The sequence below is a fragment of the Nitritalea sp. genome (assembly GCF_054166705.1).
In genome coordinates, this window is sequence record NZ_JBSZCV010000008.1 from 700,775 (window position 1) to 714,435 (window position 13,661).

General features: G+C 51.4%; 17 protein-coding genes and 1 tRNA gene. 15 read left to right on the forward strand and 3 right to left on the reverse strand.

Going from position 1 to position 13,661, the window contains the following annotated elements; translation table 11 throughout:
- Positions 1 to 171: 171 nt before the first annotated feature.
- Together ACXIT9_RS06970 and ACXIT9_RS06975 are read left to right on the forward strand one after the other, a co-directional pair.
- The gene (locus tag ACXIT9_RS06970; RefSeq protein WP_458055505.1) at positions 172 to 1,068 is read left to right on the forward strand and encodes a sterol desaturase family protein; all 897 of its coding nucleotides are present in this window, start codon (positions 172 to 174) and stop codon (positions 1,066 to 1,068) included.
- A 123-nt stretch (positions 1,069 to 1,191) separates the two neighbouring features.
- Positions 1,192 to 3,426 (forward strand): TonB-dependent receptor family protein, encoded by a 2,235-nt coding sequence (locus ACXIT9_RS06975; RefSeq protein ID WP_458055506.1) that lies wholly within the window; start codon positions 1,192 to 1,194, stop codon positions 3,424 to 3,426.
- On the opposite strand, the gene ACXIT9_RS06980 is transcribed toward ACXIT9_RS06975, so the two are convergent.
- The gene (locus ACXIT9_RS06980; RefSeq protein WP_458055507.1) at positions 3,423 to 4,727 is read right to left on the reverse strand and encodes an NAD(P)/FAD-dependent oxidoreductase; all 1,305 of its coding nucleotides are present in this window, start codon (positions 4,725 to 4,727) and stop codon (positions 3,423 to 3,425) included. The two genes, ACXIT9_RS06975 and ACXIT9_RS06980, sit on opposite strands and share 4 nt — an antisense overlap.
- Complete coding sequence (locus tag ACXIT9_RS06985; RefSeq protein WP_458055508.1) at positions 4,708 to 5,706, reverse strand: 4-hydroxyproline epimerase; 999 nt, start codon at positions 5,704 to 5,706, stop codon at positions 4,708 to 4,710. Before ACXIT9_RS06985 ends, ACXIT9_RS06980 begins: the two co-directional genes overlap by 20 nt.
- 317 nt (positions 5,707 to 6,023) lie before the next feature.
- Between ACXIT9_RS06985 and ACXIT9_RS06990 the strand changes: the two genes are divergently transcribed.
- From ACXIT9_RS06990 to ACXIT9_RS07030, 9 genes are all read left to right on the forward strand, one after another.
- Positions 6,024 to 6,269: a hypothetical protein gene (locus ACXIT9_RS06990; RefSeq protein WP_458055509.1), complete on the forward strand. Its 246-nt coding sequence runs from the start codon at positions 6,024 to 6,026 to the stop codon at positions 6,267 to 6,269.
- A 585-nt stretch (positions 6,270 to 6,854) separates the two neighbouring features.
- Entirely contained in the window at positions 6,855 to 7,352 is a 498-nt protein-coding gene (locus tag ACXIT9_RS06995) for a hypothetical protein (RefSeq protein ID WP_458055510.1), read from the forward strand.
- A gap of 169 nt (positions 7,353 to 7,521) precedes the next feature.
- A complete protein-coding gene (locus ACXIT9_RS07000; RefSeq protein WP_458055511.1) occupies positions 7,522 to 8,067 on the forward strand; it encodes a hypothetical protein in 546 nt (181 codons plus the stop codon).
- Between the two features lie 223 nt (positions 8,068 to 8,290).
- Complete coding sequence (locus ACXIT9_RS07005) at positions 8,291 to 8,524, forward strand: hypothetical protein (protein ID WP_458055512.1); 234 nt, start codon at positions 8,291 to 8,293, stop codon at positions 8,522 to 8,524.
- A 245-nt stretch (positions 8,525 to 8,769) separates the two neighbouring features.
- Complete coding sequence (locus tag ACXIT9_RS07010) at positions 8,770 to 8,970, forward strand: hypothetical protein (protein ID WP_458055513.1); 201 nt, start codon at positions 8,770 to 8,772, stop codon at positions 8,968 to 8,970.
- Between the two features lie 46 nt (positions 8,971 to 9,016).
- On the forward strand, positions 9,017 to 9,376 hold the full coding sequence (locus ACXIT9_RS07015; protein ID WP_458055514.1) for a YkvA family protein: 360 nt from the start codon (positions 9,017 to 9,019) through the stop codon (positions 9,374 to 9,376).
- Positions 9,377 to 9,447: 71 nt separating this feature from the next.
- The gene (locus tag ACXIT9_RS07020; protein ID WP_458055515.1) at positions 9,448 to 9,672 is read left to right on the forward strand and encodes a DUF6140 family protein; all 225 of its coding nucleotides are present in this window, start codon (positions 9,448 to 9,450) and stop codon (positions 9,670 to 9,672) included.
- Between the two features lie 69 nt (positions 9,673 to 9,741).
- Positions 9,742 to 10,227 carry a hypothetical protein gene (locus ACXIT9_RS07025; protein ID WP_458055516.1) on the forward strand — a complete coding sequence of 162 codons (486 nt, stop codon included), beginning with the start codon at positions 9,742 to 9,744 and terminating at the stop codon, positions 10,225 to 10,227.
- A gap of 6 nt (positions 10,228 to 10,233) precedes the next feature.
- The gene (locus tag ACXIT9_RS07030) at positions 10,234 to 10,842 is read left to right on the forward strand and encodes a nitroreductase family protein (protein WP_458055517.1); all 609 of its coding nucleotides are present in this window, start codon (positions 10,234 to 10,236) and stop codon (positions 10,840 to 10,842) included.
- 122 nt (positions 10,843 to 10,964) lie between these two features.
- Here ACXIT9_RS07030 and ACXIT9_RS07035 read toward each other — a convergent pair whose 3' ends face one another.
- Positions 10,965 to 11,498 (reverse strand): DinB family protein, encoded by a 534-nt coding sequence (locus tag ACXIT9_RS07035; RefSeq protein WP_458055518.1) that lies wholly within the window; start codon positions 11,496 to 11,498, stop codon positions 10,965 to 10,967.
- Positions 11,499 to 11,534: 36 nt separating this feature from the next.
- Here ACXIT9_RS07035 and gldD point away from each other — a divergent pair, with 36 nt between their 5' ends.
- The 4 genes from gldD (at position 11,535) to ACXIT9_RS07055 (ending at position 13,281) form a co-directional block, all read left to right on the forward strand.
- Entirely contained in the window at positions 11,535 to 12,113 is a 579-nt protein-coding gene (gldD, locus tag ACXIT9_RS07040; RefSeq protein WP_458055519.1) for a gliding motility lipoprotein GldD, read from the forward strand.
- Between the two features lie 11 nt (positions 12,114 to 12,124).
- Complete coding sequence (locus tag ACXIT9_RS07045) at positions 12,125 to 12,505, forward strand: RidA family protein (protein WP_458055520.1); 381 nt, start codon at positions 12,125 to 12,127, stop codon at positions 12,503 to 12,505.
- 55 nt (positions 12,506 to 12,560) lie between these two features.
- Positions 12,561 to 13,055 (forward strand): hypothetical protein, encoded by a 495-nt coding sequence (locus ACXIT9_RS07050; RefSeq protein WP_458055521.1) that lies wholly within the window; start codon positions 12,561 to 12,563, stop codon positions 13,053 to 13,055.
- A gap of 152 nt (positions 13,056 to 13,207) precedes the next feature.
- A tRNA-Asn gene (locus ACXIT9_RS07055) sits at positions 13,208 to 13,281 on the forward strand.
- Positions 13,282 to 13,661 lie beyond the last annotated feature (380 nt).

Below are 13,661 nucleotides of genomic sequence, written 5' to 3' on the forward strand. Positions count from 1 at the left end.
AAGGGCTGTTGGTACACAGAAATAAACAGTGCTCTAAACTGCTGCCCTGTTCGGTAGGATATCCCGCTGTATTTCTGTAACTTTCTTTTTGAGCGCAAGCGGATAGTGAGTACAGACGAAAAGCTTCCGCTCCTTTGATTAAAACCACGTTTTCAAACAACCGCTTTATCCATGAGTAAAGAAAAGTACACCGTGGAGCAAATTCTCTCCATGGATCTCCCCAACATCATTTTATACGCTGCACCAGTCATGTTCGTGCTGGTAGCTGCAGAATGGATACTTTCCGCCCGCCAAAACCGGCACTATTACGATGGTAAAGATACGTTAGCCGCGACTTTTATCGGCTTAGTAAATGTGGGCATGAGCGCCGCCATCAAGGTTCTAACCTTTGGGATAATTTTATTCTTTTACAACCTAGTACCCTGGACCATACCGCACACTTGGTGGGCCTATGTGCTCTGCTTCGTGTGGATCGACTTCTGGCGCTACTGGGCGCATCGGATCGCCCATGAAAATCGCTTCTGGTGGGCCACACATGTGACGCATCATAATTCTCAAAAGTACAATTGGTCCGTCAGCTTCCGCCTTTCTTGGACCCAGCACATCAAAATCGTCTTTTTTATCCCTGTGGTGTTGGCGGGTTTCGATCCTATTGTCTTCTTTATTTGCCATCAAATCGCCGTCTTATATCAGTTCTGGATCCACACGGAGTACATCGGCAAGCTGCCCGCGCCGATCGAGTATATTTTCACGACGCCTTCGCATCACCGGGTGCATCATGCCACGAACGCGCACTATCTAGATAAAAATTATGGCTCCACATTCATCATCTGGGACCGCATGTTTGGGACTTTTCAGCCAGAGGAGGAGCGACCGACCTATGGCTTGACCGAGCAGGTAGAAAGCTACAACCCGCTAACACTTAATTTTCACGAATGGCAGGCGATCGTGCAGGATGTCCGCGCGAGTCGCTCTTTAAAGGAAGCCTATGCCATGGTGATGAGCCGGCCGAGTGAGCTGAAGGCAGTGAAAGCCAAGTTCGAGGAGGAAAAACGGGTGCGCGTTTAGGGGCTTTCCGTGTTTTTTTATGGATGGAGGAACCTGAGGAGGTCTTTTCGGTTTAGGGTGTAGGAACTTTCTAAACTGACCCCTGCAGCTATGCGCTTGGCCTCCTTTCTTACCTTTGTATGTTTGTTTGTTTTTTTTGCGCTGGAAGCGCAAACGGTCCTACAGCTCCGTGATCAGGGCAGTGGTGTACCCATTCCGCTCGCGCTGGTGCGGATGGGAGAGGTCCGCCTGGTGAGCGATGAGCAGGGGCAGGTCATGGTGCCCGAGACGGTGGCGCTGGCTGGGCAGGAGGTACAGGTGCAGCATCTGAGTTTTGCGCCTTTCCGCATTCGCCTGACTGCTGAGCAGCTAGGTAAGGAGGTGGAGCTGGCGCTGGTACCCCTAAGTCAGTCGCTGGAGCAGGTGACGGTGCAGGGTTTTGACTCCCCCAGAGGCTTGCGTGAGCAGGCGGGGGCCATTTCCCGCATCAGTGAAGCCGAGTGGAAGCGTTTCGATGAGACTTCCCTGCGAGCACCCTTTAATACGCAGCCCGGCATTCGGGTGGAAGAGCGGGCGCCTGGATCCCTGCGCGTCTCCATTCGCGGCAGTGCCCTGCGCTCCCCTTTCGGCGTGCGAAACACTAAAATCTACTGGAATGATATTCCTCTCACGGCGCCCGATGGAACGACGGACTTAAACCTGCTGGACATCGCGAATGTGGCAGACACGGAGGTCATCCGTGGGCCTGCGGGCAGCATCTATGGTGCCGGAAATGGGGGTGTCATTAATTTTCGCCCACGGGGTGAGGTGCAGGAAGATCTGGTAGAAGCCGCCTATCAGGTGGGGAGCTTTGGCATGCAGCGCTATCGGTTCGGGCTGGAGCAGAAGATCGGAGAAACCTCCTTGCGTGCTTCCTATGTGCGCCAAAGCGCAGACGGCTACCGCGAGCATTCGGCGCTGGACCGCCAGGTGCTGCAGCTGCAGGCGATATTACCTGAGCAGCAGACGGGCCAACTTTCCCTGCACCTTTTGTACTCCGACCTGGACTATCAGATTCCAGGCGCCTTAAATGCGGAGCAGATGGCAGCGAATCGCCGACAGGCCCGACCGGGATCTGTGGAACAAAACAGCAGCATTCAGCAGCAAAGCCTCTTTGCGTCGGCAGTCAATGAGCTGCGCTGGGGTGCGGAGGAGCGCTGGGCGAATACCACTTCCTTTTATGTGGGCACCAAGGAATTTGAGAACCCCTTTATACTCGATTACAAGCGGGAAACGGCCTTTTTCTATGGCGGGCGCAGCACTTTTTCTTTAGATACAGAGATGCTGGGGCGCTCCTTACGCTTGGTGGCAGGCGGGGAGTATCAGTACGGCTTGACGGCGGCGCTTAACTTCGGAAATGTGAATGGGGTGGCGGATACGGTGCGCTTTGCGGATGATCTGCGCACGGTGCAGGGCTTTTTCTTTCAGCAGGCTGAGTGGCAGCTAGACGAACGCTTTTTGGTGACCTTTGGCGCGAGCCAAAACTTTACTACTTTCGGCATCGACCGCTCGATCGATGCGGGGGGAGGTCCTACGGGTGCACTGGAGCGGCGGTTTAATCCGGTGCTTGTGCCACGGGTGGCGCTGGCCTATACCGGTCCGCGTGCGCGCATGTGGCATGCCAGCATCAGTTCTGGCTTCAGTCCCCCGACGATCGCGGAGGTACGCACGAATGAGGGCAGTATCAATGAGGACTTGGAGGCGGAGCGGGGCATCAATTATGAGCTTGGGCATCGGGGCACCTATGCGGGCATCGAGTTGGACGCAACAGCCTTCCTCTTTTTGCTCTCCGAGACCATCACCACGTTTACGAATGAGCAGGGCGTAGTGCTCTTTCGAAATGCAGGAGCGACGCGGCAGCGGGGGATCGAGATTTCTGCGCGCAAGGCCCTTTACAGCTCCAGCAGCACCTGGCTTTCACAGCTTAGCACGGGGCTAGCCTATACGGGACATTTCTTTAATTTTGCCGATTTCGAAAGTGGCGGTAATGATTTTTCGGGCAATCAGCTCACGGGTGTAGCGCCCCATACGGTGGTGGTGACGCTGGATGTACGCTCACGCCCAGGGTTTTACCTGAATTTCACGCATCAGTTTGTGGATGATTTACCGCTAAATGATGCCAATACTGTTTTTCAAGATTCCTTTCAGCTGATGACCTTCCGCTTGGGCTGGCAGCGCTTACTCCGTTCAGGCATGGTGCTAGAGGTTTTCGGCGGCATGGATAATGTTTTGGACGCGGAGTTTAGCTTGGGGAATGATTTAAATGCCTTTGGCGGCAGGTTTTTTCAGCCCGCGCCGGGGCGCAATGTGTTTGCAGGCTTGAAGCTGGGTTTGCGCTAGCTTTTTCGCGCGAAGCGGCCGGGATGAAAGGCTTCCAGGCTAATGGAGGGGCTTTTTCCCGTGATTTTTTCGGCTAGGAGCAGTCCTGTGGCGGGCGCCATGCTGACGCCCATCATGCCATGGCCAGTGCCGACAAAGGCATTATCGCTACCGGGGAGGGCGCCGATATAGGGCATGCCATCAGGTGAGCAGGGGCGGTGTCCGGTCCAGATGGCCTCTTGTTTGGGAAATTCGAAAGGGAATTCGGGATAGAAGTTTCGGGCGGCTTCGTAGATTCCCTGTACCCGAGGCTGGCGGATGCGGTTATCGGTGGTGGCTTGAATTTCGAGGGTGCCCCCAAAGCGTACTTTTTGCCCGTAAGGGCTGACGGCTACCTTCGCTTCACAGAGGATGGCGGCTTGGCGGATGCCGGGCGAGGGGTTTGTTTGGAGAAAGCTGTAGCCTTTTCCACCCAGCAAGGGCAGTTTTAGGCCGAGCTGCTGGGTGAGGGTGCTCGTCCAGGCGCCACCGCAGAGCACGAGGCTGCTGCAGTTCCAGCTATTTTCTCTGCTGTGCACGCGTAGGATCTGTCCGCTAGTGCTGCGCTCGATTTTTAGGACTTCGGTGTCAGTGTGGAGGAGGATGCCGCTGGCGCGCAAATGGTTTCTTAGGTACTGCATGAGGGCGGCGGGGTCGAGGTGGGCATCTCCGGGGAAGAGGATGCCTCCGCGGGCGTTTATGCGGGTTCCCGGTTCAAGGTGGGCGATGTCAGCAGGGCTTAGGGCATGTGCTTCTATGCCGTTTTGGCGGGCGAGTGCTCCGAATGTGAGCTCTTCCTTTTCCATGGCGGCGGTTTGATAGAGCATGAGCAGGCCTTTTTGCTGGAGGGTGAAGGCTGCGGTTTCGGGGGCATGTTTGGTGAAAAATTTTTGGTATTCCCGTAGGCTGAGCAGGGAGATATTTTTCAGGTGAGGGATGGCACGCTGTACCTGTTTGGCGGTGGCGGCGCGGCGGAAGCGGAGTGCCCAGTCCAGAAGTTGCCAGTTCCAGCTGGGGTGGATGTAAAAGGGGCTTTTAGGCGAAAACATCCAGCGGATGCCTTTTTCGATCATGCCGGGAGCGGCGAGGGGGACGATGTGGCTGGGGACGACCATGCCTGCATTTCCGGTGGAGGTGCTTTCGGGGCTGCTATTTCTGTCAAGGAGGATAACTTCGCGGCCCATTTGGTGCAGGTAATAGGCGGTGTAGAGGCCGATGATGCCGCCACCGATGATGAGGATAGGGGCTGCGGAGTTAGGGCTGTTAGCGCACTTGGAAGCCATAGGCGTAGGGGTCTTGGTCGTCGATGAAGAGGGTGTTATAGCCGTGGATGCGTGCCCATCCGCTGATGCTGGGGATGATGGCGGGGAAGTCACCTACTTGGCTGAGTGCCTCGATTTTTCCGGTGAAGGTGGAGCCGATGATGCTTTCGTGGATGAAGTTTTGGTTTGGGGCCAGGCGCCCCTGGGCATGCCACTGTGCCATGCGTGCGGAGGTTCCGGTGCCGCAGGGGGAGCGGTCGAGGGCTTTTTCGCCGTAGAAAACGGCATTTCGGGCGCTGCTGTCGGGATGGGTGGGTTTTCCTGTCCACATGACATGGGAGATACCTCGGATGGTCGCGTTTTCGGGGTGGATGGGGGTAAGGGTTTCACGCAGGATGCGGCGTAGGGAGCGCGCTAGGGAGGTGAGTTGTTCAGCGCTAAAGTGTTCCATGCCGGGGAAGTTGTGCTGGGGGTCGATGATGGCGTAGAAGTTTCCTCCGTAGGCGATGTCGGCATGAAGGGTTCCTAGGTCGGGGTGTTGGACGGAGACCTTTTCTTGATAGAGGAAGCTGGGGACATTGGTGATGGTGACCGAGGTGATGCGATTTCCTTCGCTGGAGTAGCGTGCTAGGACGAGTCCAGCGGGCGTTTCGAGGCGTAGTGTTCCGGGGGTTTTTGCTTGGAGGAGACCTTCTTCTAGTGCGATGGTCACGGTTCCGATGGTGCCATGTCCGCACATGGGCAGGCAGCCGGAGGTTTCGATAAAGAGGATGGCGGCGTCATTTTCGGGGTTTGTGGGGGGGAAGAGCATGGCTCCTGACATCATATCATGTCCTCGGGGCTCGAACATGAGTCCTGTTCGGATCCAGTCGAGGTGTTGGATGAAATATTCTCGTTTTTCGGCGATGGTTTTTCCGGGGAGGAAGGGCACTCCTCCTGTGACGAGGCGGACGGGATTTCCGCAGGTGTGCGCATCGATGCAGGCGAAGGTTTTTTTCATATGTTTTTTGGGTGGGGGAGGTTTTCGGACAGGAAGGTAGTATTTAATGAGGAAAGGGTCAAGGGGATTTTTTATGGGTGTTTCGGTTGCTTTATATGATCTACACGAATAGGCTAGGAAAATGAGCGGATCTCCAATTCCCCTTCTTTGTCACTATAAAATGGGGGGGAAAGACTGCCGCGAATAGCCTGACTTTGAGGGAAGCGCCCTGCATGAGCAAACGACAAAATAAATGAAAGATTAATGGGTTAGCAGTTAGTAAAGTCATTTGATTATTGACATAAATTTACTATATTACTTTTTTAAATCTTTTTATTATGAGATTCTTATTACTTATCCCCGTATACTTCTTTGCTAATATTGCGCTATATGCAGATGAGGAAAGAATAGTTTATTCTGCAGGTATTGCCTTCATTAGTTTACTACTTCTTTTTTTCTGGATCCCAGATTATCGCCGTCGTCGAGATGAAAATAGAAGAAAGGCAAGAATAATGCAGGAGTTGAGATGGGAGTATGAGCAAAGAAGAGCTTTAGAAAAAGAGTTTAAGCGAAGATACAGATAAAGGATTAGTTATCTTTAAATCAGGTCTTTATTTTTCCTTTTTGCTGCCACTTATAGTTTTTGCAGTGAGGTCAATACATCCCATCCACTAAAACAACGGACGCGGGAGCGGAAGGGAGCTGCGGCTGAGCAGCCCCGTTAGCGTGCATGCCGAGAGAAGGGGTCTTCAGGACTAAGACCTGTGAAGCAAGCGATAACACGGAAGAACCTTACGTAGTGGGCCGAAGGACGTTATAGGACCCACCTAGCATTTTTAGTAGTTTTTTTAAAACGAAAGCAAACGAAAGCAAACGAAAGCAAACGAAGCCAAACGATCAGGTCTAAGGCGAAAATAGAAAGCAAACGAAAACAAACGAAAGGAAGCATTCTTAAGCGAGCAGGTGAATAGCACAGGCCTTGCTGATCCGTCCTTTCACCTATGCTAAGCCTGTCGTCTACAGCTGCAAGGCTGTCTGTCCCTGAACCGAAACGATGTGCTCTTCGTACAGATCTTCATTTTCGATTTAAGAATTTAGTAGTATATTTGGTTTTGGCTGTACCAGCCCATCACGTACCCCTTCCATTACCGGGCAACTATTTTTACATCATGGAAAACGCTTCACACATTATCTTTATCGAAAATTACGTAGAGGAAAACCTAAGGATTTATATCTACCACGACAAGGATAAGTTGTATAGCATTTGCGAAGGCTCTATGGGGGACTATAAAAGGCTCTGTGAAGCCGTGAGCATGTACCACGATAAGGAGCTCACCTCCCACCATATCGAGCGCAAGTCCCGTCTAGGCTCTTTTTTGCTGATAAGCACCACGGCCGATGCCCAACGTATCATGACCCCGCTGCCGTATTATAAAAACCTGGATAAACAGGAAGATATCATCCGTGAAAAGGTAATTTCTTTAAATTCGTATGTCTCCTATCATGAAGAACTGGAGCTGCGGGTGAAGGCGCTCAGTGCTTTCCTGCAAGAAGAGCTGCTGCTAGACGAAGGCCAGGTGCAGGAGTTTATCGAAGTCTGCATGCAGAAAGAGGGCTGGAGTAGCGTGAGAGATAATCGTATCCACATCCGAAAGAAGCGTCTCTAGATTTTATTTTTTTCTCGTAAATGCGCAGATAGCCTGCACACTTGGACTGTTATTTTGTAGCATGATCAGCAAGCGATAAGCCGAGACATGCGCTCCCTTAAGCTTCTACTGATCGCGTATCTGCGGGTACGTATGGGTTCTGTTTTGTTCACTTTAAAGGGTTATGGTTATGACAAGCATATTTCGATTATTAGGATTTAAGGGACAAAAGTCCCCGGCAGCGGCGGCGCCCGTAGATGTAAGGGATGATGATTTTCGTAAAACCTTCCTTGAGGAGGAAGATCCGACCCCAGAGCAGGCAGCCCTAAGCACAGTAGATGCTTTTTTGGAGCAGGACTTTGTCCGACTAGGACACGCCGATGGCTATCAGCTACGCGATATGGCAGAGCTTGATGACCGAAAGGCTTTTCTGGTAGCTCGCTTCAAGGATGTCGTCGGCAGATCGCTGCGGGAAGTGGAGGAGCGCTTCTACACCGTCAGCCATGAGGTGGACAGGATTCAGGAGTTAGGCCATGCCAAGCGGTTCTACACGCTATTTCTCGAGCGCGATGCACTGGATCGTCTTCGGAAGGACTTGCTGGCCCAGCTGGACCTAGCTACCGTCTGTGAGGGACGTGTCGAGTCTGCCGTACTGGCGTACAAGATGGGTTTCGAGGCGGGCTATCAGCAGTGGATGGAAGAGGAGTTTCTCTTTAAGGGGAGGCATATCTTCTAAGGCATAGCGCCATTTTTAAGTCTGATCGTGCCTCGGGTGATGATTTTTTAGGCACAGCCCTGCCGGCAGCATATCAATGCCGGAGGGCTTTATTATTTTCTAGATATCCCACGAATCCGAGAAAAGACGTTCGGCTATGGGGAAAAAAGGGGTAGATATACATCCGTACGCATAAAGTACTGAAAACGATAGATATTCGGTTCTCATTTAAATAAAACTAAAGATGACAAAGATAACAGACCAAACATCCGAAAAAGAAAGTGCCAGCCTGGGTATAGCGGGATATTTTCATCCTAGCATGGGAAAACAAGACTGGCCTTTTCCCATAGGAACTCCTCCAATTCCATGGCCTGGAAGAAAAAGCGATCCGATGGATACGCTGGAAAAACCCCTTCAGGTAGCGGCCGGAATCGGCTTGGTGGTGCTTATTTCCTGGGTAGCAAAGAAACTGCTGTGAGCGCATGTGGCCCTGCCGAAGCGATAAGCTCTAGCTACTTTTGATACACAGCGCGAGGGGCCTGGCGCCCCAAAAGGCGTGCACAGCGCGAGGGGTAGTTTAACGTTTCTTTACCGAATACCTACGTTTGTTGGCGATACCTTGCATCTATAAAGTCATCGGGTATCGCTTAGTAAAGAGCGATAACTTGCAGTCCTTACAGGTTCGCCTTATTTAACTTATTAATTTCTAAACTCACTTGAATCATGAAAAATCAAAAATCTGTAGTAAGTTCCCTTATCTATGACCCGGATCAGCAAATGCCACCGTTCGGTAAAAACGTAGATCCTAGTACGATTATTTGGAAGGTCGTCTCGCCTAACTTGATTAAGGGGGTGGTGGTAGCTGGTGTTATCGGTGCGGCTTATGGGGTAATTCGGCTCTTAGAGCACTTTGCGCAAAAGTAAGTGCAATCCTGATCCTCTCCTGTTAGTTTAAAACAAATATTTCTTTATGCAAAACTCAAGATCAACACTCCGCCCTACGTTAACTGAGACAAGCGGACCGAAAAACAAAGCGCTCGATGCAATGATCATCTTGCTTTCGTTACTGTATATCATCTCGCCCATCGATTTTATTCCGGACTTTATTCCCATAGTGGGATGGCTGGATGATTTGGGTGCGGCAGTGATCGGGATCAGCACGACGCTCAGTAGTTTTACGTCGATGGCGGCAACGCGCCTCGGCGCGCTGCTGCGTTATGCAAAATGGATTATGATCGCCGTCTTCGTGGGGCTAGGACTAATCGTGCTGCTCCTCGGTGTGCTGGTTTTCCAGATCTTCAGCCTTAGCGGTGGATCCGCTGCGGTCTAACTCTAGGTAGGAGGGGAAGAGCGCTCAGCGCTTTCCTCCCTGTTCTTTTTCTGAATAAATTCTAAAAACGTATGCCTCTTTATAAAGTAACTGTAACCATGACCGGCTTTCGTAATGGTGTGCGCCTCGAAAAAGGGATGCAAGTAGACGTCATTACAGACAGTGATGCCCATTATCCTCTTTCCTTTAGGGGCGGGCAGCTGATCGTGGATGCCTTTCTTCGCATCTATGGAATCGATATGAAGAAGGCGAATGCGCTGACGAGCAGTGTTTTATCTATTCAGCGTGTGCAGTGAAGCGTTTTTGCTACCTGACTAAACGAGTGCGATGGCGGTATGTCGCCTATCCGTATAGACTTTTATACCATGTCCAGACATAAACGACCTTTTTGCCGCATACAAATCGAAGCCGACTTCGAAAAGCAGCGGGCTAAGCTTTTTGCCGCGGCCGTAAGGCGCGGCGAGGGGATCGCTATGTTTACCGATTGCTTCTGCGGTGATATTTTGCGTGTAGGAGATTCCTATGCCTTTATCCATATCTTTAGCCCAGAAGAAATCTTTGAGCAGCACCAGTATAAGTTGACCGATGAAGAAATCTCTAGCCTGGTGAACTGTCCCGAAAATGTCCGTGTCACGCGTCGTATGCTGCGTGACTGGAAGGGGAATAAGAACCCGAAGGCCTGGCTACAAGAAATGCTGGACTCGCGTGCTGGAAACATCGATCCCGGCCTCACGCGGGAAACCATCGCCAAGGCCGAAAAGGGGATCAAGTACCGCCTGGCTGAAATGAGTCCTTTAGGGCGAATGTTGAACTTATTTTTATCTTTTCCCATTTTTAAGGGTAAAAAATAGACCAAAATGGAAAGACCAGATATCGCGCCACAGGCTGTTACCCAACTTTTACGTGGCCGACGCTCCATGTTTATGGCGCAGTTTAAAGAAAATGATCCTGTAGACGACACCCTCATCGCTGAGCTTCTGGAGAATGCGAATTGGGCCCCTACGCATAAGTTGACCCAGCCCTGGGCCTTCACCGTATTTACGGGGGAGGGCAAAAAGAAATTTGCCAAGTTCCAGGCCGAGACCTACAAGCAGCGCAGTGAGTCGGCAGGAAATTTCGTGGAGGCCACCTACCAGAAATTGTATGAAAATCCGCTGAAGGCTTCCCACATCATCGCCATTAAAATGATCCGCGATACGCGGGCGAACTTACCGGTGATGGAGGAGATTGCTGCCGTCGCCATGGCGGTGCAGAACATGTATTTGACTGCCACGGCCCATGGTTTAGCGGCCTACTGGGGGACGGGAGGCTGTACGTTTTGGCCGGAGGCCAAAGCTTTCTTCGACCTAAAGGAGGAGGACATGCTGATGGGCTTTTTCTATGTGGCCAAGCCAGCTACGGATCGCTATCCGGCGGGCAGAAGAGGCGATATCGCCGAAAAAGTCACCTGGATAGATGCCGAATAAGGATCCAGAGGAATCGGTCTCATGGATGAGGTAAGCCAAATAAAAAATCCGATTCCTCTTGGGTATAACCAGGGGGGATCGGATTATTTTTTTGTCCCGCGCTTCGCGCGAAGGGCACGAGATTAAAGTCCGCGGTAGCGTGGAGGCTCGATGCCATTCGCACGGATGTAGGCGATGGCTGCTCCCCGGTGATGGGTGGCGTGGTCATCCATAAGGGCGAGCAGCTGACGCTTCGTGACTGTGCCGGCAAAGCTCTCTACCTGTGTTTCTAGATCTTCAGGGCTGAGGCTGGCCGCCAGATTTTTGCCGTAGGCGTAAGAAGCCTCGACAAGGGCCTTCAGCTCGGCCTTATTAGCAGGGGTGGCGCTGGTGTCAAAGTCCGGATCAGGTCCGTCCAAGGTGTTTTTCGCGATCCACACGATGGACGTAGCGGAGTGGGCCACCTGTTCCTTAAAGCTCATCGCGGAAGCATGGGGCTTGTAGTCGAGTAGCTCATCTGGCATGGCATCGATGGTTTCTAGGGTAAAGGCCAGACCATTATCCCATTTTTTTACAAATTCCTCCATGGACGTCTGGGCCTGTGCGATGGTGCCGGCGAAAAGCAGCCCGAGGCTGAACATCCAGGCCGCTGCTTGGGTAAAAGTTGGTTTTCTCATGTTTTTAGTATTCCTTTTAAATGATTACTTTTGACTATGTCAAAAAGCATAACAGCGCTTGTTTGCGTATTGTTTCTCTGCATGGCCTGTGGGGAGAACTATCTCCCCAAGCCAAAGGGCTATAACCGCATCGATTTACCGGAGTTTGCTTTCACCGATCTGGAGGAGCCTTTTCCCTATCACTTCGAGTATTCGGTGCACAGTCAGGTGGAGCCCGATCATTTTAATGCCTCGGAGCCTTACTGGATTAATTTGTACTATCCGGAGTTCGGTGCCAAGGTGCACTTCACGTATCAGCCGATCGGTGTGGGTGGCAAGTCGCTGCGGATGGTGTTAGAGGATGCGGTGAATTTAACGGCACAGCACCAGGTGAAGGCGTATGGTATCGAGGAGCGGGTGCTGCGCACGCCAAATGGCTACACGGGTGTGGTGGCAGAGCTGAGTGGGGAGGTGCCCACCCAGTTTCAGTTTTTTGTGACCGATTCCACGCGCCATTTTTTGCGCGGAGCGCTATACTTCGAGACAGCAGTAAAAAATGATTCCTTATCCCCTGTGATCGAATACATCAAGGTGGATATGATGCATCTGATGAATACGGTAAAATTTAATCCTTAAGTGATCGCTATATGAGCAAACAAATTATTTACACGGCGGAGGCTCCGGCTCCGATAGGTCCTTATAGTCAGGCAGTTCTGGTGGGAGACACCTTGTATGTGTCGGGGCAGATTTCTTTAGATGCAGAGACGGGGGAGCTGGTAAATGAAAACCTGACCGAGGAGACCCACATGGTGATGAAGAATCTGGAGGCGGTGCTCCGTGCGGCGGGTTTCGGCTTCGCGGATGTGGTGAAGTGCACCCTTTTTATTCGTGACATGGGCGCTTTCGGGACGATTAATGAGGCCTATGGCCAATATTTTAAGGAGAACCCCCCAGCGCGAGAGACGGTAGAGGTAAGTCGCCTGCCGAAGGATGTGCAGGTAGAAATCAGTTGTATAGCAGTAAAATAGGTGGAAAAAAGGCTGGGTGGTGCGAACGAATCCAGCCTTTTTCAGTTTCGTAAGCATGAGTCTTTTACCACGCTATGAGGAAGTGATCGTTTGTTCGCTGGAGAGCCGCGAGATTCTCAGTCGCCTCGAGGAGGTGACCGAGCAGGTGGATTATTTGGATTACCGGCGGCCCCCGGCAGGGGCGGGTCAGGTGCATTTTAATGGCACGATCGAGGAGACCGGCTTTCGGCTTTCGGTTCGGCTGCGGAAGGCGGACAGTTTCGTGCCTTTAATTCGGGGGCGACTGGAGGAGTGTTCGCGTGGGGCGATTTTATTTCTTTCGTATCGGCTATTTCCGGGCTCGCGGTTTTTCCTGAATTTTTGGTCTGTGCTGACCTTGGCTTTGTTCCTGTTTTTTGGCTTCGTGGCGCGGGAGTGGCCTTATGCGTATGGTGCCTTGGGCTTGGGAGTGGTGAATTTGGGCTTTGCCTGGTTTCATTTTTACCGAAAGGTAGCGGAGTCTCGTAGGCAGATGCTGGCTTTGTTAGGGAAAGAGGAGCGGGATTCTTAAGCTTCGCCCTTCGGGCAAAACTTTTTTTGCCTGATTATTAGAAAATTGACTGTGGGGCAGGATTTTTTTTCTGGTGATGTTTTGCAGAATTTAAGGAAAGCACTACCTTTGCATCATACTTCAGGGGCTTAGCAGCTCAGAAAGTTAAAAATTCCTCCTTAGCTCAGCTGGTTAGAGCACATGACTGTTAATCATGGGGTCCTTGGTTCGAGCCCAAGAGGGGGAGCTAAAAAATAAGCACTTTGAGGATTTTCTCGAGGTGCTTTTTTTATTCCCATACCATTTGCACAATAAACAGTCCTTAGCGCACATTCTAGCTTACTGGCTGGATCCACTCTCCTAAATCGATCTGGGTAATAAAAAGGCGCTTACATCAGGAGCTGACCGGAGTATGCGGCGTACAGGGGAATTCTATCTTTTACCTCGAATAGATTGTAGGAACGTCTTTCGCTTTGATTAAATAAATTTTTTTGTTTGACACTTTTCTTACCTTAATTTAAAATTAGATAGGTAGATTTAGTTAGTGTCTTTGTTCGGGAGTACCTGGTTCAGGCAGTGTTGGCCTTATTTTAGCATGCCCATTTTTCCGTTTTTTGGATTAGGGTC